The organism is Pseudomonas sp. WPR_5_2 (assembly GCF_003634475.1).
GTDB classification, from domain to species: domain Bacteria; phylum Pseudomonadota; class Gammaproteobacteria; order Pseudomonadales; family Pseudomonadaceae; genus Aquipseudomonas; species Aquipseudomonas izuensis.
Genome location: NZ_RBLA01000009.1, coordinates 124531 through 146363 on the forward strand (window position 1 = coordinate 124531; position 21833 = coordinate 146363).

At 60.9% G+C, this 21833-nt stretch carries 23 protein-coding genes; all 23 read left to right on the plus strand.

The window, feature by feature from the left end; genetic code table 11:
- Positions 1–7 precede the first annotated feature (7 nt).
- The 23 genes from fliF (at position 8) to BJ917_RS27530 (ending at position 21813) form a co-directional block, all read left to right on the plus strand.
- Positions 8–1795: a flagellar basal-body MS-ring/collar protein FliF gene (fliF, locus tag BJ917_RS27420; RefSeq protein ID WP_121105559.1), complete on the plus strand. Its 1788-nt coding sequence runs from the start codon at positions 8–10 to the stop codon at positions 1793–1795.
- Positions 1788–2807 (plus strand): flagellar motor switch protein FliG, encoded by a 1020-nt coding sequence (gene fliG / locus BJ917_RS27425; protein ID WP_096509562.1) that lies wholly within the window; start codon positions 1788–1790, stop codon positions 2805–2807. Before fliF ends, fliG begins: the two co-directional genes overlap by 8 nt.
- A 4-nt stretch (positions 2808–2811) precedes the next feature.
- Positions 2812–3597, plus strand: coding sequence for a flagellar assembly protein FliH (fliH, locus tag BJ917_RS27430; protein ID WP_121105561.1), 786 nt, complete (start codon positions 2812–2814; stop codon positions 3595–3597).
- The gene (fliI, locus tag BJ917_RS27435) at positions 3587–4945 is read left to right on the plus strand and encodes a flagellar protein export ATPase FliI (RefSeq protein WP_096509564.1); all 1359 of its coding nucleotides are present in this window, start codon (positions 3587–3589) and stop codon (positions 4943–4945) included. The genes fliH and fliI overlap by 11 nt, the downstream gene beginning before the upstream one ends.
- Positions 4946–4951: 6 nt before the next feature.
- The gene (fliJ, locus tag BJ917_RS27440; protein ID WP_121105563.1) at positions 4952–5401 is read left to right on the plus strand and encodes a flagellar export protein FliJ; all 450 of its coding nucleotides are present in this window, start codon (positions 4952–4954) and stop codon (positions 5399–5401) included.
- Between the two features lie 182 nt (positions 5402–5583).
- Complete coding sequence (locus BJ917_RS27445) at positions 5584–5883, plus strand: STAS domain-containing protein (protein ID WP_096509566.1); 300 nt, start codon at positions 5584–5586, stop codon at positions 5881–5883.
- 5 nt (positions 5884–5888) lie between these two features.
- A complete protein-coding gene (locus BJ917_RS27450; RefSeq protein WP_121105669.1) occupies positions 5889–7595 on the plus strand; it encodes a fused response regulator/phosphatase in 1707 nt (568 codons plus the stop codon).
- Between the two features lie 30 nt (positions 7596–7625).
- The gene (locus BJ917_RS27455; RefSeq protein WP_096509567.1) at positions 7626–7994 is read left to right on the plus strand and encodes an Hpt domain-containing protein; all 369 of its coding nucleotides are present in this window, start codon (positions 7626–7628) and stop codon (positions 7992–7994) included.
- 83 nt (positions 7995–8077) lie between these two features.
- Positions 8078–9439 carry a flagellar hook-length control protein FliK gene (locus BJ917_RS27460; RefSeq protein WP_121105565.1) on the plus strand — a complete coding sequence of 454 codons (1362 nt, stop codon included), beginning with the start codon at positions 8078–8080 and terminating at the stop codon, positions 9437–9439.
- 233 nt (positions 9440–9672) lie between these two features.
- Positions 9673–10173, plus strand: a complete 501-nt coding sequence (gene fliL, locus BJ917_RS27465) for a flagellar basal body-associated protein FliL (RefSeq protein ID WP_096509569.1) — start codon at positions 9673–9675, stop codon at positions 10171–10173.
- Between the two features lie 9 nt (positions 10174–10182).
- On the plus strand, positions 10183–11151 hold the full coding sequence (gene fliM, locus BJ917_RS27470) for a flagellar motor switch protein FliM (RefSeq protein ID WP_096509570.1): 969 nt from the start codon (positions 10183–10185) through the stop codon (positions 11149–11151).
- A 66-nt stretch (positions 11152–11217) separates the two neighbouring features.
- The gene (gene fliN / locus BJ917_RS27475) at positions 11218–11676 is read left to right on the plus strand and encodes a flagellar motor switch protein FliN (RefSeq protein ID WP_096515226.1); all 459 of its coding nucleotides are present in this window, start codon (positions 11218–11220) and stop codon (positions 11674–11676) included.
- Positions 11677–12123, plus strand: coding sequence for a flagellar biosynthetic protein FliO (fliO, locus tag BJ917_RS27480; RefSeq protein ID WP_096509571.1), 447 nt, complete (start codon positions 11677–11679; stop codon positions 12121–12123).
- Positions 12123–12881, plus strand: coding sequence for a flagellar type III secretion system pore protein FliP (gene fliP, locus BJ917_RS27485; protein WP_121105567.1), 759 nt, complete (start codon positions 12123–12125; stop codon positions 12879–12881). Before fliO ends, fliP begins: the two co-directional genes overlap by 1 nt.
- Positions 12878–13147 carry a flagellar biosynthesis protein FliQ gene (gene fliQ, locus BJ917_RS27490; RefSeq protein WP_096509573.1) on the plus strand — a complete coding sequence of 90 codons (270 nt, stop codon included), beginning with the start codon at positions 12878–12880 and terminating at the stop codon, positions 13145–13147. The genes fliP and fliQ overlap by 4 nt, the downstream gene beginning before the upstream one ends.
- A gap of 3 nt (positions 13148–13150) precedes the next feature.
- Complete coding sequence (gene fliR, locus BJ917_RS27495) at positions 13151–13936, plus strand: flagellar biosynthetic protein FliR (RefSeq protein WP_096509574.1); 786 nt, start codon at positions 13151–13153, stop codon at positions 13934–13936.
- A 3-nt stretch (positions 13937–13939) separates the two neighbouring features.
- Positions 13940–15079, plus strand: a complete 1140-nt coding sequence (flhB, locus tag BJ917_RS27500; RefSeq protein ID WP_121105569.1) for a flagellar biosynthesis protein FlhB — start codon at positions 13940–13942, stop codon at positions 15077–15079.
- A 276-nt stretch (positions 15080–15355) separates the two neighbouring features.
- Positions 15356–17446, plus strand: coding sequence for a flagellar biosynthesis protein FlhA (gene flhA / locus BJ917_RS27505; RefSeq protein WP_372237768.1), 2091 nt, complete (start codon positions 15356–15358; stop codon positions 17444–17446).
- A gap of 11 nt (positions 17447–17457) precedes the next feature.
- A complete protein-coding gene (flhF, locus tag BJ917_RS27510; protein WP_096509577.1) occupies positions 17458–18783 on the plus strand; it encodes a flagellar biosynthesis protein FlhF in 1326 nt (441 codons plus the stop codon).
- 116 nt (positions 18784–18899) lie between these two features.
- On the plus strand, positions 18900–19730 hold the full coding sequence (gene fleN / locus BJ917_RS27515) for a flagellar synthesis regulator FleN (RefSeq protein WP_008001746.1): 831 nt from the start codon (positions 18900–18902) through the stop codon (positions 19728–19730).
- Positions 19727–20467: an RNA polymerase sigma factor FliA gene (gene fliA, locus BJ917_RS27520; protein WP_007894214.1), complete on the plus strand. Its 741-nt coding sequence runs from the start codon at positions 19727–19729 to the stop codon at positions 20465–20467. The genes fleN and fliA overlap by 4 nt, the downstream gene beginning before the upstream one ends.
- Before the next feature lie 166 nt (positions 20468–20633).
- Entirely contained in the window at positions 20634–21005 is a 372-nt protein-coding gene (locus tag BJ917_RS27525) for a chemotaxis response regulator CheY (protein ID WP_003183998.1), read from the plus strand.
- 19 nt (positions 21006–21024) lie between these two features.
- On the plus strand, positions 21025–21813 hold the full coding sequence (locus tag BJ917_RS27530; protein WP_096509578.1) for a protein phosphatase CheZ: 789 nt from the start codon (positions 21025–21027) through the stop codon (positions 21811–21813).
- The last annotated feature ends 20 nt before the right edge of the window (positions 21814–21833 follow it).

Genomic DNA, 21833 nt, shown 5'->3' on the forward strand with positions numbered 1-21833 from the left:
TTGAGTCATGGCAGAAGCAGTCGCCGATAACGTTCCGGCCAAGGCCACACCGATAGACGGCAAACCGCCGCTGTTCGGGTTGTCTTTCCTGGAAAACCTTTCCGAGATGACCATGTTGCGTCAGGTGGGCCTGTTGGTCGGCCTGGCCGCGAGCGTGGCGATTGGCTTTGCCGTGGTGTTGTGGTCCCAGCAGCCGGACTACCGTCCGCTGTATGGCAGCCTTGCCGGTATGGACGCCAAACAGGTCATGGACACCCTGGCCTCTGCCGATATTCCTTACACCGTAGAACCCAATTCCGGTGCCTTGCTGGTCAAGGCCGATGATTTGTCCCGTGCGCGCCTGAAACTGGCGGCCGCTGGTGTCACTCCCAGCGACGGCAACATCGGTTTCGAGATTCTCGACAAGGACCAGGGCCTGGGTACCAGCCAGTTCATGGAAGCCACCCGCTATCGTCGTGGCCTCGAAGGCGAACTGGCCCGGACCATCTCCAGTTTGAACAACGTCAAGGGTGCTCGCGTGCACCTGGCGATTCCGAAGAGTTCGGTGTTCGTGCGCGATGAGCGCAAGCCAAGCGCGTCGGTTCTGGTTGAACTCTATTCCGGTCGTTCGCTGGAGCCGGGCCAGGTCGTGGCCATCATCAATCTGGTGGCGACCAGCGTTCCTGAACTCAGCAAGTCGCAGATCACCGTGGTCGACCAGAAGGGCAACCTGCTCTCCGATCAGGCGGAGAACTCCGAGCTGACCATGGCCGGCAAGCAATTCGACTACAGCCGTCGCATGGAAAGCATGCTCACCCAGCGTGTGCACAACATCCTGCAACCGGTGCTGGGCAACGACCGCTACAAGGCTGAAGTGTCTGCCGATGTAGACTTCAGTGCCGTCGAATCGACCTCCGAGCAGTTCAACCCGGACCAACCGGCATTGCGCAGCGAGCAGTCGGTCAATGAACAACGCACCGCCAGCAATGGCCCGCAAGGTGTGCCGGGTGCCTTGAGCAACCAGCCACCGTCGCCGGCTTCCGCGCCGCAAACCACCGGTGGTGCCACTGCGGCAGCGGGCATGGTGCAGCCAGGCCAGCCATTGATCGATGCCAACGGCCAGCAAATCATGGACCCGGCCACCGGTCAGCCAATGCTGGCACCGTACCCGGCGGACAAGCGTTCACAATCGACCAAGAACTTCGAACTCGACCGTTCCATCAGCCACACCAAGCAGCAGCAGGGCCGTTTGAATCGCCTGTCGGTGTCGGTGGTGGTGGATGATCAGGTCAAGGTCAACCCGGCCAATGGCGAAACCACCCGTGCGCCATGGACCGCCGATGAACTGGCACGTTTCACCCGCCTGGTCCAGGATGCGGTCGGTTTCGACGCCAGCCGTGGCGACAGCGTCAGCGTGATCAACATGCCGTTCTCCGCCGATCGTGGCGAAGTGATTGCCGACATTCCGTTCTACTCCCAGCCGTGGTTCTGGGACATCGTCAAGCAAGTGCTGGGTGTCTTGTTCATTCTGGTGCTGGTATTCGGCGTGCTGCGCCCGGTGCTCAACAACATCACCGGTGGCGGCAAGGGCAAGCAGCTGGTGGGTATCGGCAGCGACGTCGAGCTGGGTGGCATGGGCGGCCTGGACGGCGAACTGGCCAACGACCGCGTCAGCCTCGGTGGCCCGACCAGTATCCTGCTGCCGAGCCCGAGCGAAGGTTATGACGCTCAGTTGAACGCAATCAAGAGTCTGGTGGCTGAAGACCCGGGGCGTGTGGCCCAGGTCGTGAAAGAGTGGATTAACGCAGATGAGTGATAACCGAGCCATTGCCGCCAAACTGACCAAGGTCGACAAAGCCGCGATTCTGCTGCTGTCCCTGGGTTCTACCGACGCCGCCCAGGTACTGCGCCACATGGGGCCCAAAGAGGTCCAGCGTGTGGGCGTGGCCATGGCACAGATGGGTAACGTGCACCGTGAGCAGGTCGAGCAGGTGATGAGCGAGTTCGTCGACATCGTCGGCGACCAGACCAGCCTGGGCGTCGGCTCCGACGACTATGTGCGCAAGATGCTCACCCAGGCCCTGGGCGAGGACAAGGCCAACGGCCTGATCGACCGCATCCTGCTGGGTGGCAACACCAGTGGCCTCGACAGCCTGAAGTGGATGGAGCCGCGCGCCGTCGCCGACGTGATCCGTTACGAACACCCGCAGATCCAGGCGATCGTAGTGGCGTATCTCGATCCGGACCAGGCCGGCGAAGTGCTCGGCAACTTCGACCACAAGGTGCGCCTGGACATCATTTTGCGGGTGTCCTCGCTCAACACCGTACAGCCGGCGGCCCTGAAAGAACTCAACCAGATTCTCGAGAAGCAGTTCTCCGGCAACTCGAATGCTTCGCGCACTACCTTGGGTGGTATCAAGCGCGCGGCCGACATCATGAACTTCCTCGACAGCTCGATCGAAGGCCAGCTCATGGACTCGATCCGCGAAGTCGACGAAGACCTGTCCGGTCAGATCGAAGACCTCATGTTCGTGTTCAACAACCTGGCCGACGTCGACGACCGGGGTATCCAGGCATTGCTGCGCGAAGTGTCCTCCGACGTGCTCGTGCTGGCCCTCAAGGGGTCGGACGAAAACGTCAAAGAGAAAATCTTCAAGAACATGTCCAAGCGTGCGGCCGAACTGTTGCGCGACGACCTCGAAGCCAAGGGCCCGGTGCGCGTCAGCGACGTGGAAACCGCGCAGAAGGAAATCCTCACCATCGCCCGTCGTATGGCCGAAGCCGGAGAAATCGTTCTCGGCGGCAAAGGCGGCGAGGAAATGATTTAACACCATGGCCAAGCATGATGATGAACCCACTGACCTGATCCGGGCCAGGGATGTCAGTGGTTTCGATACCTGGGCACTGCCCAGCTTCGACCCGCCGGCACCGGAGCCTGAGCCGGAGCCGGAACCCGAACCGCCGGAAATGGAAGAAGTGCCGCTGGAGGAAGTCCAGCCACTGACCCTCGAAGAACTCGAAAGCATTCGCCAGGAAGCCTACAACGAAGGTTTCGCGGTGGGTGAGAAAGAAGGATTCCACAGCACCACGCTCAAGGTTCGCCAGGAAGCCGAAGTGGCGCTGGCGGCCAAGATCGCGGGGCTTGAGCAATTGATGGCGCACCTGTTCGAGCCCATCGCCGAACAGGACACACTGATTGAAAAGTCCTTGGTCGACCTCGTGCAGCACGTCACCAAACAGGTGATCCAGCGCGAACTGGCCATCGACTCGACGCAAATCGAACACGTCATGCGCGAAGCCCTCAAGCTGCTGCCGTTGGGCGTGGGCAATGTGCGCCTGTACATCAATCCGCAGGATTTCCAACAGGTCAAAGCCCTGCGCGAGCGCCATGAAGAAACCTGGCGCATCGTCGAAGACGAGGCGCTGTTGCCGGGCGGCTGCCGGGTCGAGACCGAGCACAGCCGGATCGATGCCACGGTGGAAACCCGCGTCGTGCGGGTGATGGACAAGCTGTTCGATCAGTTGCACGAACAGGCTCTGCACCCGGCCGCACCGGACGTGAGCCTTGAACTGCCCATCGAAAGCAAGCCGGCCGCGGACATTCCCGATGCGCCTTGAACGCACCAGTTTCGCCAAGCGCCTGAGCAGTTATGCCGAGGCCACGCAATTGGAAGGCGCACCGATCCTCGAAGGCCGCCTGCTGCGCATGGTCGGCCTGACCCTCGAAGCCGAAGGCTTGCGCGCGGCCATGGGCAGTCGCTGCATGGTCATCAACGACGACAGCTATCACCCGGTGCAGGTTGAAGCCGAAGTCATGGGCTTCTCTGGCAGCAAGGTCTTCCTGATGCCGGTCGGCAGCGTCGCCGGTATTGCGCCCGGCGCCCGGGTGGTTCCGCTGTTGGACAGCGGCCGCTTGCCCATGGGCATGAGCATGCTCGGGCGGGTGCTCGATGGCGCCGGTCGTGCGCTGGACGGCAAGGGCGGGATGAAGGCCGAGGATTGGGTGCCGATGGACGGCCCGACCATCAACCCGCTCAAGCGTGAGCCGATCAGTGAGCCGCTGGACGTGGGCATCCGTTGCATCAACGGGATGTTGACGGTCGGTCGCGGCCAGCGGCTTGGCCTGTTTGCCGGTACCGGTGTCGGTAAGTCGGTGTTGCTGGGCATGATGACCCGCTTTACCGAGGCCGACATTATCGTCGTCGGGCTGATCGGTGAGCGGGGTCGTGAAGTTAAAGAATTCATCGAGCACATCCTCGGTGAAGAAGGGCTCAAGCGTTCGGTGGTGGTGGCATCGCCGGCGGACGATGCGCCGCTGATGCGTCTGCGCGCCGCCATGTATTGCACGCGTATCGCCGAGTACTTCCGCGACAAGGGCAAGAACGTCCTGTTGCTGATGGACTCGTTGACCCGTTTCGCCCAGGCCCAGCGGGAAATCGCCCTGGCCATCGGCGAGCCGCCGGCAACCAAGGGCTATCCGCCGTCGGTGTTCGCCAAGTTGCCGAAACTGGTGGAGCGGGCCGGCAATGCCGAGAAGGGCGGCGGTTCGATCACCGCGTTCTATACCGTGCTGTCCGAAGGCGATGACCAGCAGGACCCGATTGCCGACTCGGCGCGAGGCGTGCTCGACGGGCACATCGTGCTGTCGCGGCGACTGGCCGAGGAAGGGCATTACCCGGCCATCGATATCGAGGCGTCCATCAGCCGGGTCATGCCGGCGGTAGTGTCGCCGGAGCACATGACCCGCGCGCAGTACTTCAAGCAATTGTGGTCGCGCTATCAGCAGAGTCGGGACCTGATCAGCGTTGGCGCCTACGTCGCCGGTGGGGATCGCGAAACCGACCTGGCGATTTCCCTGCAACCGCAACTGGTCAAGTACCTGCGTCAGGGCCTCAACGACAGCATCAGCCTGGGCGAAAGCGAAGCGTATCTCGCGTCGATTTTCGCGCCCGCGGCGGGCGGTTAACCGACCATGGCCCAGACTCGGGCAGGGCGCCTGGCGCCCGTGGTGGAAATGGCCGAGAAGGCGGAGAAAACCGCAGTCCAGCGCCTGGGTCATTTCCAGGGGCAGGTGCGTCTGGCGCAAAGCAAGCTCGACGACCTCGAAGCCTTTCGTCTCGACTATCAGGAACAGTGGATCGTACGCGGCAGCGGCGGCGTATCGGGCCAATGGCTGCTGGGGTATCAGGGTTTCCTCGCACAATTGGGCACGGCCATCGATCAGCAGCGCCAGAGCCTGGCCTGGCACCAGAACAACCTGAACAAGGCGCGGGACACTTGGCAGCAGGCGTTCGCCCGGGTCGAAGGCTTGCGCAAACTGGTTCAGCGGTACATGGATGAGGCGCGGGCGCTGGAAGACAAGCGCGAGCAAAAGCTGCTGGATGAATTGTCCCAGCGCTTGCCGCGGCAGGATCAGTATTGAATCCGCGTTATCGTTCATCGCGGGCAAGCCTTGCTCCCACAGGTTCGCGTCGAGCCTCTGTGGGAGCAAGGCTTGCCCGCGATGGCGATCTGATGGGCGCCACAATTCCTAACCTTGCCCCAACCTCTACCAACTGCTAAACCTTGAACAAGCAGGTTTACCAACGACAAGGAAGCCATGACATGTCAGTCGTTACAGAAGTCTCTGCGAATGGGCAAAAACTGACGATATCGGTCAAGGGACGATTCGATTTCGCCAAGCACCAGGAATTTCGAGAGTCCTACGAAGACAAGGATCTCGCAGAGGTCGTGATCGACCTGAAAGAGGCCACCTACCTCGACAGTTCCGCACTGGGCATGCTGCTCCTGTTGCGCGATCACGCCGGCGGCGACGACGCCGATATCCGCGTAGTCAACAGCAGTTCCGACGTGAGGAAAATCCTCGCCATCTCCAATTTCGACAAACTGTTCGACATCAGTTGATCGCCGTGCAGTCTGCACTCGAATCGCTGACGATACTGATCGCTGAAGACAGCGCGGCTGATCGCATGCTGTTGTCGAGTATCGTCCGGCGCCAGGGCCATCAGGTGCTGACGGCTGCCAACGGTGCCGAAGCGGTCGAGGCGTTTCGCCAGCAACGGCCGCAACTGGTGTTGATGGACGCGATGATGCCGGTGATGGACGGTTTCGAGGCGGCCCGACAAATCAAGGAACTGGCCGGGGAAACCCTGGTGCCGATCATCTTTCTCACCTCGCTGTCCGAAAGCGAAGCCTTGGCCCGTTGCCTGGAGGTCGGGGGTGACGATTTTCTGGCGAAACCGTACAACCAGGTGATCCTCGCCGCCAAGATCAAGGCGATGGACCGATTGCGGCGGCTGCAGGCGACCGTGCTGCAGCAGCGTGACCAGATCGCCCGGCATCACGACTATTTGCTCAACGAGCAGCGGGTGGCCAAGGCCGTGTTCGACAAAGTGGCCCATTCCGGCTGTCTGAACGCCCCCAACATTCGCTATCTGCAATCACCTTATGCGCTGTTCAACGGTGATTTGCTGTTGGCGGCGTTCACCCCGTCGGGCGACATGCATGTGTTGCTCGGTGATTTCACCGGCCATGGTTTGCCGGCCGCGGTTGGCGCGATGCCCCTGGCCGAAGTCTTTTACGGCATGACCGCCAAGGGCTATGGCCTGGCGGAAACCTTGCGCGAGATGAATGCCAAGCTCAAACGCATCCTGCCGGTGGACATGTTCTGTTGCGCAACGCTGCTGTGCCTGAGCTTCCAGCGTCGTTCGGTGGAGGTCTGGAACGGTGGCATGCCGGACGGCTATCTGCACAGCATCGCCACGGGGGAGCGAACGCCCCTGACGGCCCGGCATTTGCCCCTGGGGGTGTTGAGTCCGCAAACCTTTGATGACCGCACTGAAGTGTTTCCGATGGCGCTCGGTGATCGGGTGTTTTTGTTGTCCGACGGAGTGATCGATACCTGCGATGCCAATGATCAGCTGTTTGGCGTGCAGCGGTTGCAGCAAGTGTTCGCGGCCAATCGTCAGCCCGATGCGTTGTTCGAGGAAATCGAGCAGGCGCTACGGGATTTTCGCGGCGAAGCCCGGGACGATGTCAGCATGGTCGAAATCAGCCTGTTGGATCCGGCTCACCTGAGTCCGCCCGTTCCGGTCTATTCCGACAGTGGTCAGTCCTGTCCGCTGGACTGGTCGGTGAGTTTCGAGTTTCGTGCCGCCACGCTCAAGCGTTTCAATCCGCTGCCATACCTGTTGCAACTGCTACTCGAGGTTCACGGTCTGCGGGCGCAGAGCGGGGCCCTGTACAGCGTTCTGGCAGAGCTGTACTCCAACGCTCTGGAACATGGCGTGCTGGGGCTGGATTCCAGTCTCAAGCGTGATCTCGCGGGTTTCGCCCGTTATTACCAGCAGCGCAATTCACGGCTGGACGGCCTGCAGGACGGTTATGTGCGAGTGCATCTGGAGGTCACGCCACAAGATGAGGGTGGTTGCCTGGTGATACGCGTCGAGGACAGCGGCGTCGGATTTGATGTCGATCGGGTGATGGAGCGTCCGATCGATCCTGTCCGTTTGTCGGGACGCGGCGTCAGTCTGATCCGTCAGTTGGGGCGTAATGCCAGTTGGTCCGACGATGGTCGAAGTGCCCGCGTGGAGTTTTTCTGGAAGGCTCTGGCATAATCCGCACATTCTTGATCAAGGAGTGAACAAGTGGCTGACACACATCTGGACCCAAACGTGCTGAGCGCGTTGCGGGAAGTCATGGAGGATGAGTTTTCGACATTGGTCGAGACCTTCCTCGCAGACTCCGAAGAACGGTTGCAGCAATTGACCGTGGCGGCCGACGCCACGCAGATACTCGAGACCGCGCACAGCTTCAAGGGCAGCAGCAGCAACATGGGCGCCACTCGCCTGGCCGGGCTGTGTCATGACCTGGAGCAACGGGCCAAGGCGCGAAACCTTTCAGGCATTGAAGCCCTGATCGCTGATGTTGCCCGTGAGTTCGCCCTTATCCGGCCACTTTATGAAGAAGAACGGCAGCGTTCTCTCTCGGCCATCACGACCGTTCGGCCTTATTGATCACGCTCGAGCAAAACTGGCGCGACCTTTGCAGTCAACTCTCCCAACTGTACCTACGATCCCAGTGCAGCGGAGACCGTTAAATGCCCGTTACCCCTAACATTCTTCTTCAGGCCGCCACGCAGGCCAAGACTCAGGCCGCCTCCGCCAATTCCACGGCGCTGCCCGCCGAGCCTGGGGACAAGGCCGCAAGCTTCGCTCAAGTGTATGCCAGGCAAGGTCAGAACAAACCTGACGTAGCGGCTGATGGTTCGGCCAGGCCGGTACGTGACAAAGCCCCGGACGGTGCCGGCAAGAAGGATGTCGCCGACGACGAATCTGCCGCCCCGGAACCGGCCGTTGCCGATAGCGGCAAAACCTTGCCCGCCGACAAACCGGCGCAGGCTGGTGACAAGGCGGCGAGCGAGGACCCGGCGGACACCGCCCAGACTCCGGTCGTTGACACTGCACCTGTCGATCCGGCGCTCGATCCTGCCTTGCTTCAGTCCGTTCAGCCAGTTGTCACCGCGCCAGTCCCGGCCACGACGCCCGTGGTGGAAGCCGAACCGAAACCGGACCAGGCACCGGTTGCCGCGGCTGTCGCCGCAACAACGCCAGCGGTCGCCACCACCGACACCGATTTCGACCCTGAAGCCGATCCGCTCGACGCGCTGCCCGCCGTGCGCCTGGCCATGGAGCAGAGCGGCCACGTTTCCGCGTCCAGCCAGGCACAACCCAAAGCCGCACCAACGCCTGCCCAGGCGCAGGCCGATGGCGAGCAGACCCCGGCGCAGAACTTTGCCGCGGGCATGGCCAACATGCTCGACGTGCAGGCCGACAAGGACAGCACCAGCCAGGGTGGCGACAAGGCGTTCAGCGGCCTGATCGATGACGGTCTCAAGGATCTCAAATCTGCCAGCAGCGATACCCGGGTGGACGACTTCGCCAACCGTCTGGCGGCGCTGACCCAGGCGGCTACGCCGAAAACTGCCAACGCGGTACCGGTGAACCAGCCGATTGCCATGCATCAGAGCGGCTGGACGGAGGAAGTCGTGAATCGGGTCATGTACCTGTCCAGCGCCAATCTCAAGGCGGCGGATATCCAGTTGCAGCCGGCCGAGCTGGGGCGCCTCGACATTCGGGTGAACATGGTTCCGGACCAACAGACCCAAGTGACATTCATGAGTGCACACCCCGGCGTTCGCGAAGCGCTGGACGGCCAGATGCATCGCTTGCGTGACATGTTCGCGCAGCAGGGCATGGGCCAGGTCGACGTCAATGTGTCCGACCAGTCCCGGGGTTCGCAGCAGGGGCAGGAGCAGGCTCAACAGAGACAAAGCGGGCGAACCAGTGCCAGCGGTGGCCGCCTCGATGGCATGGATGACGAACCGGTACAGGGCGTCGCCGAAGTCGCCGCCCCGGTGACCAGCGTGATCGGCTCCAGCGCCGTCGACTACTACGCCTGATTGGCCTGAATGCTAACCCTGTGGGAGTGATCCTGCTCGCGAAGGGGCATTAACAGTCACATCTTTTTCGACTGTTATTCCGCTTTCGCGAGCAGGCACGCTCCCACAGTGGTTTTGCGCTGGTCTTAAAGTGGTGGCCAGTCCATCCATCCCCCTCCCAACCGTTCTGGCATAACACTTGCTCTTGCCTATCCGTGCGACTGTGAAAACCCGAATAGTGACGGATTATTGGCATGGCGAAGAGCGACGCAGTAGTAAAAGACCCCGCAACCAAAGGCAAATTCAAGCTGATTATCCTGATCGTGCTGGCCCTGCTGCTGGCGATCGGTGTGTCCGTGGGGGCGACCTGGTACTTCATGCACAGCGCCCAGAGCAAGCCTGTCGCCGCGGCCGAAATCGCTCCGGTGGGCAAGCAGCCGGCGATTTTCGAATCGATGGCGCCGGCGTTTGTCGCCAACTTCAACCAGAACGGCCGTCAGCGCTACATGCAGGTGAGCATCACCATGCTCGCGCGCAATCAGGCGGATCTGGACGCGCTCAAGGTACACATGCCGGTGATCCGCAATAACCTGGTCATGCTGTTCTCCGGACAGGACTTCGCCACGCTCGCCTCGCCGGTCGGCCAGGAAATGTTGCGTCAGAAAGCCACGGCCAGCGTCCAGGAAGTCGCGCAGAAAGAACTCGGCAAAGTGGTCGTCGAACAGTTGCTTTTCACTAATTTCGTACTGCAGTAGGAACACGACATGGCCGTGCAGGACCTGCTGTCCCAGGATGAGATCGACGCGCTGTTGCATGGCGTGGACGATGGTCTGGTACAGACCGATAACATTGCCGAACCCGGCACCGTCAAAAGCTACGACCTGACCAGCCAGGATCGCATCGTCCGCGGACGCATGCCGACCCTGGAGATGATCAACGAACGGTTCGCCCGCTACACGCGCATCAGCATGTTCAACATGCTGCGCCGTTCGGCGGACGTGGCGGTCGGTGGCGTGCAGGTGATGAAGTTCGGCGAATACGTGCATTCGCTGTACGTGCCGACCAGTCTCAACCTGGTCAAGATCAAACCGCTGCGCGGTACAGCGCTGTTCATCCTCGACGCCAAACTGGTGTTCAAACTGGTGGACAACTTCTTCGGTGGCGACGGCCGTCACGCCAAGATCGAAGGGCGGGAATTCACCCCGACCGAATTGCGCGTGGTGCGCATGGTGCTGGAGCAGGCCTTCATCGACTTGAAGGAAGCCTGGCAGGCGATCATGGAAGTGAATTTCGAGTACATCAACTCGGAAGTGAACCCGGCCATGGCCAACATCGTCGGTCCGAGCGAAGCCATTGTGGTGTCGACCTTCCACATCGAACTCGATGGCGGTGGCGGCGATCTGCACGTGACCATGCCGTATTCGATGATCGAACCGGTGCGCGAAATGCTCGACGCCGGCTTCCAGTCGGACCTCGACGATCAGGACGAGCGCTGGGTCAATGCCTTGCGTCAGGACGTGCTGGATGTCGACGTGCCGATCGGCGCCACTGTGGCCCGTCGCCAGTTGAAATTGCGCGACATCCTGCACATGCAGCCGGGGGACATCATCCCGGTGGAAATGCCGGAAGACATGATCATGCGCGCCAACGGCGTGCCGGCCTTCAAGGTCAAGATGGGCTCGCACAAAGGCAACCTCGCGTTGCAGGTGATCGAACCGATCGAGCGCCGCTGACCGGCACACCAACCCTATTTGAAATGACTGCTTGTGATCGAGCAGTTGCTCGTCGAGGACAAATTGATGGCTAACGATATGAATACCCAGGACGACCAGGCGCTGGCTGACGAATGGGCCGCGGCCCTGGAAGAAACCGGTGATGCCGGCCAGGCCGACATCGATGCACTGCTGGCCGCCGATTCCGGCGTTCCGGGCTCCAGCCGCCTGCCGATGGAAGAATTCGGCAGCGTGCCGAGAAACAACGATCCGGTCAGCCTGGAAGGGCCGAACCTGGACGTGATCCTCGATATCCCGGTGTCGATTTCCATGGAAGTGGGCAGCACCGACATCAACATTCGCAACCTGCTGCAACTCAACCAGGGTTCGGTGATCGAGCTCGATCGCCTGGCTGGTGAGCCGCTGGACGTGCTGGTCAACGGCACGCTGATCGCCCATGGCGAAGTGGTGGTGGTCAACGAGAAGTTCGGCATCCGCCTGACCGACGTGATCAGCCCAAGCGAACGCATCAAGAAGTTGCGCTGAGTGAAAAAGCTTCTTTGGGGTCTGTTGGCGTTGCCGTTCAGCGTGCTGGCGGCCGAGCCTGTCGCGACAGCCGCTACTGCCGCGGCACCGGCGGTCAACAGCGGCGTGGCCGGGCAATTGACGCAGCTGGTGTTCGGCTTGCTGCTGGTGCTGGGGTTGATCTTCTTCCTCGCCTGGCTGTTGCGCCGGGTGCAGCAGGCAGGGCCGGCCGGCAAGGGGCAGGTGATCGAGCTGATCGGTTCCCGCGCCCTCGGCCCGCGTGACCGTTTGATGCTGGTGCAGGTCGGCAACGAGCAGATCCTGCTCGGTCTCAGCCCTGGCACGATCACCGCGCTGCATGTGCTTAAAGAGCCGATTGAAGTGCCGGCCACCGCCGACAAAGCGACTCCGGAGTTTGCCCAGCATCTGTTGAAGATGCTCGGCAAGGATCAGAAGGATAAGAAGTAATGGGTGCGCTACGCATCGTCTTGACGCTGGCCCTGCTGCTGGTCGCGCCGCTGGCGTTCGCCGCCGATCCGCTGTCGATCCCGGCGATCACCCTGGGCACCAACGCACAGGGCGCCCAGGAATATTCGGTCAGCCTGCAAATCCTGCTGATCATGACTGCGCTGAGTTTCATCCCGGCGTTCGTCATGCTGATGACCAGTTTCACCCGGATCATCATCGTCTTCTCGATCCTGCGCCAGGCCCTGGGCCTGCAACAGACACCGTCGAACCAGATCCTCACGGGCATGGCGCTGTTCCTGACCCTGTTCATCATGGCGCCGGTGTTCGACCGGGTTAACCAGGACGCCTTGCAGCCGTATCTGGCGGAAAAAATGACGGCTCAGGACGCCGTGGCCAAGGCCCAGGTGCCGATCAAGGACTTCATGCTCGCCCAGACCCGCACCAGTGACCTGGAGCTGTTCATGCGCCTGTCCAAGCGCACCGACATTGCGAGCCCGGATCAGGCGCCGCTGACCATTCTGGTGCCGGCGTTCGTGACCTCGGAGCTGAAAACCGCCTTCCAGATCGGTTTCATGATCTTCATTCCGTTCCTGATCATCGACCTGGTCGTGGCCAGTGTGCTGATGGCCATGGGTATGATGATGCTGTCGCCGCTGATTATTTCCCTGCCGTTCAAGATCATGCTGTTCGTGCTGGTCGATGGCTGGGCGCTGATCATCGGCACCCTCGCCAGTAGCTTTGGTGGTGTATCGCCATGACGCCAGAAGTCGCCGTCGATATCTTCCGTGAAGCCCTGTGGCTGACCACCATGATGGTGGCGGTGCTGGTGATTCCGAGTCTGCTGGTGGGCCTGATCGTGGCGATGTTCCAGGCCGCCACCCAGATCAACGAACAGACCTTGAGCTTCCTGCCGCGCCTGCTGGTGATGCTGGTGACGCTGATCGTGGCCGGCCCGTGGCTGGTGCAGACCTTCATGGAGTACATCCTGCAGTTGTACGGCAGTATTCCGCAGGTCATCGGCTAAGCCATGTCGTCGCTGCTTCAGCTGACCGATACCCAGATCAGCACCTGGGTGGCGAGCTTCATGTTGCCGCTGTTCCGCATCGGCGCCTTGCTGACGGTCATGCCGGTGTTCGGCACCTCACTGGTGCCCAAGCGCATTCGCCTGTATTTCGCCCTGGCCATTACGGTGGTCATCGCCCCGAACCTGCCGCCCATGCCGCCGGTAAATGCGCTGGACTTGAGCGGATTGCTGCTCATTGCCGAGCAGATCCTCATCGGCGCGGTACTCGGTTTCTCACTGCAACTGTTCTTCCAGGCCTTCGTGGTGGCGGGGCAGATCGTCGCCATTCAGATGGGCATGGGCTTCGCCTCGATGGTCGACCCCACCAACGGCGTGTCGGTGGCGGTGATCGGGCAGTTCTTCACCATGCTGGTGACCCTGATGTTCCTGGCCATGAATGGCCATCTGGTGGTCTTCGAAGTGCTCACCGAGAGTTTCACCACGTTGCCGGTGGGCAGCGGCTTGATGGTCAATCATTTCTGGGAACTGGCCGGCAAGCTCGGCTGGGTACTGGGCGCGGCGTTGCTGCTGGTGCTGCCGGCGATCACCGCGCTGCTGGTGGTCAACATCGCGTTTGGCGTGATGACCCGGGCGGCACCGCAACTGAACATCTTCTCCGTCGGCTTCCCGCTCACCCTGGTACTCGGACTGTTTATCGTCTGGGTCGGGCTGGCGGACATTCTCAATCAGTATCAACCGCTGGCCAGCGAGGCCTTGCAGTTTTTACGCGAACTGGCACAGGCGCGCTGAGTCATGGCAGAGAGCGAAAGCGGTCAGGACAAAACAGAAGACCCCACGGAGAAAAAGAAAAAGGACGCCCGTGAGAAGGGCGAGATTGCGCGCTCCAAAGAGCTGAACACCCTGGCGATCATGCTTGCCGGTGCTGGCGCGCTGCTGATTTTCGGTGGGGCACTGGCCCAGGACCTGATGGACCTGATGCGCCTGAATTTTTCCCTGTCGCGGGACGTGGTGCTGGACCAGCGCTCGATGAGCACCTACCTGCTGCATTCCGGGAAGATTGCCTTGCTGGCGATTCAGCCGGTAATGATCACCTTGCTGCTGGCCGCGTTGATCGGCCCTATCTCCCTGGGTGGCTGGCTGTTCTCCGCCGGCAGCATGGCCCCCAAATTCAGCCGCATGAACCCCGGTGCGGGCCTCAAGCGCATGTTCTCGGCCAAAGCCCTGACCGAGCTGCTCAAAGCCCTGGCGAAGTTTTTCATTGTCCTGTTCGTGGCGCTGGTGGTGTTGTCGGGAGACATCGACGACCTGCTGCGCATCGCCCATGAACCGTTGGATCGAGCGGTCACTCATAGCCTGCAAGTGGTCGGCTGGAGCACCCTGTGGATGGCCTGCGGGCTGATTATCATTGCCGCGGTGGACGTACCGCTTCAGTTGTGGGAAAGCATCAACAAACTGAAGATGACCAAGCAGGAAGTGCGCGACGAGCACAAGGACCAGGAAGGGCGGCCCGAGGTCAAGCAACGGATTCGCCAGCTGCAGCGCGAAATGTCCCAGCGCCGAATGATGGCCGCCATTCCCGACGCCGACGTGGTCATCACCAACCCGACCCACTACGCCGTAGCACTCAAGTACGACCCGGACAAGAGCGGCGCGCCGATGTTGATTGCCAAGGGCAGTGACTTTTTGGCGCTGAAGATTCGTGAAATCGCGGTGGCCAACGAAATTTTGCTGCTGGAATCGCCGGCGCTGGCGCGGTCGATTTACTACTCCACGGAGCTGGAGCAGGAAATTCCAGGTGGGTTGTATCTCGCGGTGGCGCAGGTGCTGGCGTATGTCTATCAGATTCGCCAGTACAAGGCCGGCAAGGGCAAGCGGCCGGATCCGTTGAAGGATGATTTGCCGATTCCGCCTGATCTGCGTCGCGATTCCTGATTCTTTCGTTGTCAGTTCCGGCCTCATCGCGGGCAAGCCCGGCTCCCACAGGTTTTGTGGACGGCACAATATTGTGGGAGCAAGGCTTGCCCGCGATGAGGCCCGTCCAGGCAACACAAATCTTCATGTAAACCTCTCTAATTCAAACCCCCGCAAAAGTTGGAAAGCTTCTTGCAGTAGCCCCTGTGCGCCCGCTTCAGGCGTCAAAAGTTTGCTTTAAAGGCACGGGGATTACCGGTGGATCGCTCTCAGTTACTCAACAGTACTCGCACGCACATGGCAGACCTCAGTCGAGGCAATCTGGGCGTGCCGCTGTTGTTGCTGGTCATGTTGGCGATGATGATGTTGCCGGTCCCGCCGTTCCTGCTGGACGTGTTTTTCACCTTCAACATCGCCCTGTCGATTGTCGTGTTGCTGGTCTGCGTCTACGCCTTGCGGCCGCTGGATTTCGCGGTGTTCCCGACCATTCTGCTGGTGGCGACCCTGCTGCGCCTGGCGCTTAACGTGGCCTCCACGCGGGTGGTGATGCTTCATGGTCAGGACGGTCACGCCGCCGCCGGCAAGGTGATCCAGGCCTTCGGTGAGGTGGTGATCGGCGGTAACTACGTGGTCGGTATCGTGGTGTTCGCGATTCTGATGATCATCAACTTCGTCGTGGTGACCAAGGGCGCCGGGCGGATTTCCGAGGTGAGCGCGCGTTTCACCCTCGACGCGATGCCCGGCAAGCAAATGGCGATCGACGCCGACCTCAATGCCGGTCTGATCGATCAGAACCAGGCCAAGGCCCGTCGTGTAGAAGTCGCCCAGGAAGCCGAGTTCTACGGTTCCATGGACGGTGCCAGCAAGTTCGTGCGCGGTGACGCCATCGCCGGCCTGCTGATTCTGTTCATCAACCTGATCGGCGGCATGGCCGTCGGTATCTTCCAGCACAACATGTCCTTCGCCGATGCCGGCAAGGTTTACGCATTGCTGACCATTGGTGACGGTTTGGTGGCGCAATTGCCATCACTGCTGTTGTCCACTGCTGCCGCGATCATGGTGACCCGTGCTTCCGGTTCGGAAGACATGGGCAAGCAGATCAATCGCCAGATGTTCGCCTCGCCCAAGGCGCTGGCCGTGGCTGCCGGCTTGATGGCGGTGATGGGTCTGGTGCCTGGCATGCCGCATGTGTCCTTCCTGAGCATGGCGGCGCTGGCGGCGGGTGGCGCGTACCTGTTCTGGAAGAAACAGAACGCCATCAAGGTCCACGCTGCACAAGAGGTCAAGCGTCAGCAGGAGCTGCTGCCATCGCCGGCCCGCGCCCAGGAAACCAAGGAGCTGGGCTGGGATGACGTGACGCCGATCGACATGATCGGCCTGGAAGTGGGTTATCGCCTGATTCCGCTGGTGGACCGCAACCAGGGCGGTCAATTGCTGGCGCGGATCAAGGGCGTGCGCAAGAAGCTGTCTCAGGACCTGGGCTTCCTGATGCCGACCGTGCATATCCGCGACAACCTCGATCTGGCGCCGAGTGCCTATCGCCTGACCCTGATGGGGGTGATCCTCGCGGAAGCGGAGATTTACCCGGACCGCGAACTGGCGATCAACCCGGGGCAGGTCTACGGCTCGCTCAACGGCATCACCGCCAGAGACCCGGCTTTCGGGCTGGAGGCGGTGTGGATCGAAATCAGCCAGCGTGCCCAGGCACAATCGCTGGGCTATACCGTGGTCGATGCCAGTACCGTGGTGGCAACCCACTTGAACCAGATTCTGTACAAGCACTCCAGCGAGCTGATTGGTCACGAGGAAGTGCAGCAACTCATGCAATTGCTGGCGAAAAACTCGCCGAAACTGGCCGAAGAACTGGTGCCGGGCGTGCTGTCGCTGTCGCAATTGCTCAAGGTTTTGCAGGCCTTGTTGGCCGAACAGGTGCCGGTACGCGATATTCGCAGCATCGCCGAAGCCATCGCCAACAACGCCTCCAAGAGTCAAGATACTGCCGCATTGGTGGCCGCGGTGCGCGTCGGCGTTTCCCGCGCCATCGTGCAAAGCATTGTAGGCACTGACTCGGAGCTGCCAGTCATCACGCTGGAGCCAAGGTTGGAACAAATATTGCTCAATAGTCTGCAGAAGGCAGGACAAGGCTCGGAAGAGGGCGTTCTGCTGGAGCCAAGCATGGCCGAGAAGCTGCAGCGCTCGTTGATCGATGCGGCTCAGCGTCAGGAGATGCAAGGTCAACCGGTGATTCTGCTGGTGGCCGGTCCGGTTCGCGCGATGCTCTCGCGATTTGGCCGGCTGGCAGTCCCGGGTTTGCATGTGTTGGCCTATCAGGAAATACCTGACAACAAGCAAGTGACCATCGTTGCGACAGTAGGGCCCAACGGCTGAGGTAGTGGTTTATGCAAGTTAAGCGTTTTTTCGCCGCCGATATGCGTCAGGCCATGAAACTGGTTCGTGATGAGCTGGGCGCGGATGCCGCCATCATTGGCAACCGCCGGATCGCCGGTGGTGTCGAGCTGACGGCTGCCCTGGATTACAAACTGTCGGCGCTGGCTCCGCGCGTTCCGAACATGGAACTCGAAGACGAGCTGCGCAAGACTCAGTCGCGGATCGTCACCGCCCAGGCCGAATTGAGCCTGCGCAGCGAAGGCGAGAGCGACAACGCCACCAATCGCCAGTTGTTCGCAGGCCTGCCGCTCACCGCCGCCGAGCCGCTGATCGAACCGACCTACGCCGAGCCCCGTCGCCCTGCGCCGGCCCCTGTTGCTGCGCCTGCGGTTGATCAGCGCGTGTTCGACTCGATGCGCTTCGAGCTCAACGGCCTGCGGGAGCTGCTTGAAGTTCAGCTGGGCTCTTTAGCGTGGAACCAGCTGCAGGGCAGCCGTCCGGACCAGGCGAACCTCTGGCGCCGCCTGCAACGCATTGGCCTGTCCGGTCCGTTGTCGCGGGATTTGCTGGCGCTGATCACCGACATCGAAGAGCCCCGCCAGGCCTGGCGCATGTTGCTGGCACACCTGGCGCGGATGATCGCCACACCGGAAGTCGAACCGCTCGAAGAGGGCGGTGTGATTGCCATGGTCGGCCCTGCCGGCATGGGCAAGACCACCACCCTGGCCAAGCTGGCTGCCCGTTACGTGCTTAAATACGGCGCACAGAACATCGCGCTGGTGAGCATGGACAGCTATCGTATTGGTGCCCAGGAGCAACTCAAGACCCTGGGCCGGATTCTCAATGTGTCGGTGACCCACGTCGATCCGGGGCAATCGCTGGTGCAGGCACTGGATCCACTGCTGCGCAAGCGCGTCGTGCTGATCGATACCGCCGGCCTGCAGGCCAGCGATCCGGCCCTGCGCATGCAGCTTGAAAGCCTGGCCGGGCGTGGCATCAAGTCAAAAAATTACCTGGTCCTGGCAACCACCAGCCAGAAACAGGTTCTAACCGCCGCTTATCACAGTTACAAGCGTTGCGGGCTCGCTGGCTGCATCCTGACTAAACTGGATGAAACGGCGAGTCTGGGCGAGGTGTTGAGCCTGGCCATCAGCCATGAATTGCCGGTGGCCTACCTGACCGACGGCCCGCGGATCCCGGATGATTTGCATCTGCCGCGTCGTCATCAACTGGTCAGTCGGGCCGTTAGCGTGCAAATGCAGGAAGAGCCCAGCGAAGAAGCCATGGCTGACATGTTCGCTGATATCTACCACAGCCCGACCAAACAGGTAGGCTGAGGTGAAAATGAATAGTTTTTGTACCTACATCGATGGTCTGCCATGCATTGTTCCATTTGCGAACGCGCAGCCAGTAATGTGGCCTCCGTCTATGCAAGACAAGGTAAAGAAATAACATGGGCAGCATGCATCCCGTACAGGTGATCGCGGTGACCGGCGGCAAAGGTGGCGTCGGGAAAACTAACGTGTCAGTGAACTTGTCCCTGGCTTTGGCTGAGCTTGGCCGGCGCGTCATGCTGCTGGACGCCGACCTGGGGCTGGCGAACGTCGACGTTCTGCTGGGCCTGACACCCAAACGTACCCTGGCCGACGTGATCGAAGGCCGCTGCGAGCTGCGCGACGTGCTGTTGCAGGGGCCTGGCGGCATCCGCATCGTGCCGGCCGCGTCCGGCACCCAGAGCATGGTTCATTTGAGCCCGGCGCAGCATGCCGGCCTGATCCAGGCGTTCAGCGACATCGGCGACAACCTCGACGTGCTGGTGATCGACACCGCTGCGGGTATTGGTGACTCGGTAGTCAGCTTTGTGCGCGCGGCACAGGAAGTATTGCTGGTGGTCTGCGACGAACCGACTTCGATCACCGACGCCTACGCCTTGATCAAATTGCTCAACCGCGATTACGGCATGAACCGCTTCCGCGTCCTGGCGAACATGGCGCAGAGCCCGCAGGAAGGTCGCAACCTGTTTGCCAAGTTGACCAAGGTCACGGACCGCTTCCTCGACGTCGCCCTGCAATACGTCGGCGCCGTGCCTTACGACGAAAGCGTACGCAAGGCCGTGCAGAAACAACGTGCCGTCTACGAAGCCTTTCCGCGTTCCAAGTGCTCGCTGGCCTTCAAGGCAATCGCACAAAAGGTCGATACCTGGCCGCTGCCGGCCAACCCGCGCGGGCACCTGGAGTTTTTCGTCGAGCGCCTCGTGCAACAGACGGCAGGACCGGTGCTATGACAGCCAGCGGTTACAACCTCTACAAGAAGTCGGCGCGTGACGCGCAGTACGAGCTGATCGAGCGTTACGCGCCACTGGTCAAACGCATTGCCTACCACTTGCTGGCGCGCCTGCCGGCCAGCGTCCAGGTCGAAGACCTGATCCAGGCCGGGATGATCGGCCTGCTTGAAGTGTCGACCAAATACGACGCCAGCAAAGGCGCGAGTTTCGAAACGTACGCGGGCATCCGTATCCGCGGCGCCATGCTCGACGAAGTGCGCAAGGGGGACTGGGCGCCACGTTCGGTCCACCGCAATACCCGCATGGTCAGCGACGCCATTCGCTCGATTGAAGCTAAAACCGGCCGTGACGCTAAAGATCACGAAGTTGCGGCCGAACTCCAATTGAGTCTCGACGATTATTACGGGATTTTGAACGACACCCTGGGCAGCCGGTTGTTCAGTTTCGACGATCTGTTGCAGGACGGCGAACACGAAGGGCTGCACGAGGATGGCGCGAGTGCTCATCTCGAACCGTCACGCGATCTGGAAGATGAACGCTTCCAGGCGGCGCTGGCGGACGCGATTGCCAATTTGCCGGAGCGTGAGCGACTGGTGTTGGCGCTGTACTACGACGAAGAGTTGAACCTCAAGGAAATCGGTGAGGTCCTGGGGGTCAGCGAATCTCGGGTCAGCCAGTTACACAGCCAGTGCGCGGCCCGTTTGCGGGGGCGTTTGGGAGAGTGGCGAGCGCGCTGAAGGCAGTGTGGGGGCACTGCGACGTGGCTGGTGGGGTGATGAACCGCGCCGGTCTCGATCCGCTGTACTCCAGACAGTCATCGAGTGCTTTGCCAGATTGATTGAAATGGCGCGTCCAGGTGCTGGGCGCGTTTTAGTCTGCTTGGAGGTCGAATTGGACAAGAACATGAAAATCCTCATCGTTGATGACTTCTCAACGATGCGGCGGATCATAAAAAACCTGTTGCGTGACCTAGGGTTCACCAACACGGTCGAGGCCGACGATGGCACTACCGCCATTCCGGTACTCAACAGCGGGAGCATCGACTTTCTGGTAACGGACTGGAACATGCCTGGCATGACCGGTATCGATCTGCTGCGCCACGTGCGTGCCGATGAAAAGCTCAAGCACCTGCCGGTGCTGATGGTGACCGCTGAAGCCAAGCGCGAGCAGATCATCGAAGCGGCCCAGGCCGGTGTAAACGGCTATGTGGTCAAACCCTTCACGGCCCAGGCGTTGAAAGAAAAAATCGAGAAGATTTTCGAACGCATCGGTTGAACTGCGCCACGGGGGAGCTATGGGGCATAACGAATCTTCGCAGGGCGATTTTGAATCGACCTTGAAAAAACACGCCGTCGAACTGGTCGCGAGCCTTGAAAAAGGCAGGTTCGGCGATGCTGTGCAATTGATCCATGAGCTCAACCAGACCCGTGACCGCGGCCTGTATCAGGAAGTGGGCAAGCTCACCCGCGAGTTGCACAGTGCGATCGTCAATTTCCAGATCGACCCGCACATGCCGCAAGCCGAGGAAGTGTCACAGATCACCGATGCCACCGAGCGTCTGGGGTATGTGGTCAAGCTGACCGAGGCCGCGGCCAACCGCACCATGGACCTGGTGGAAAACGCCACGCCGCTGGTCAGTCGCCTGAGCGAAGAAGCCCAGGCCCTGAGCACCGACTGGGGACGGTTCATGCGTCGCGAAGTCGGGGCTGAAGAGTTCCGCGAACTGGCGCGCCGGGTCGACGGCTTCCTGACACGCAGCGCCGAGGACGGCCGCGCGGTGTCGAGCAATCTCAATGACATCCTGCTTGCCCAGGATTACCAGGACCTCACAGGTCAAGTGATCAAGCGTGTGACCCAACTGGTCACCGAAGTTGAAAGCAACCTGCTCAAGCTCGTACTCATGGCCAGCCAGGTGGACCGCTTTGCGGGCATCGAACATGACCGTGATGCGATGCTTGCCGAAAAAGATCCACAAAAACATCTCTCTCAGGGTGAAGGTCCGCAGATTCATGCCGATAAAAGAGAAGACGTTGTGTCCGGTCAGGACGATGTGGACGATTTGCTATCCAGCCTGGGTTTTTAGGGTTCGGAATTTTAGGTTTT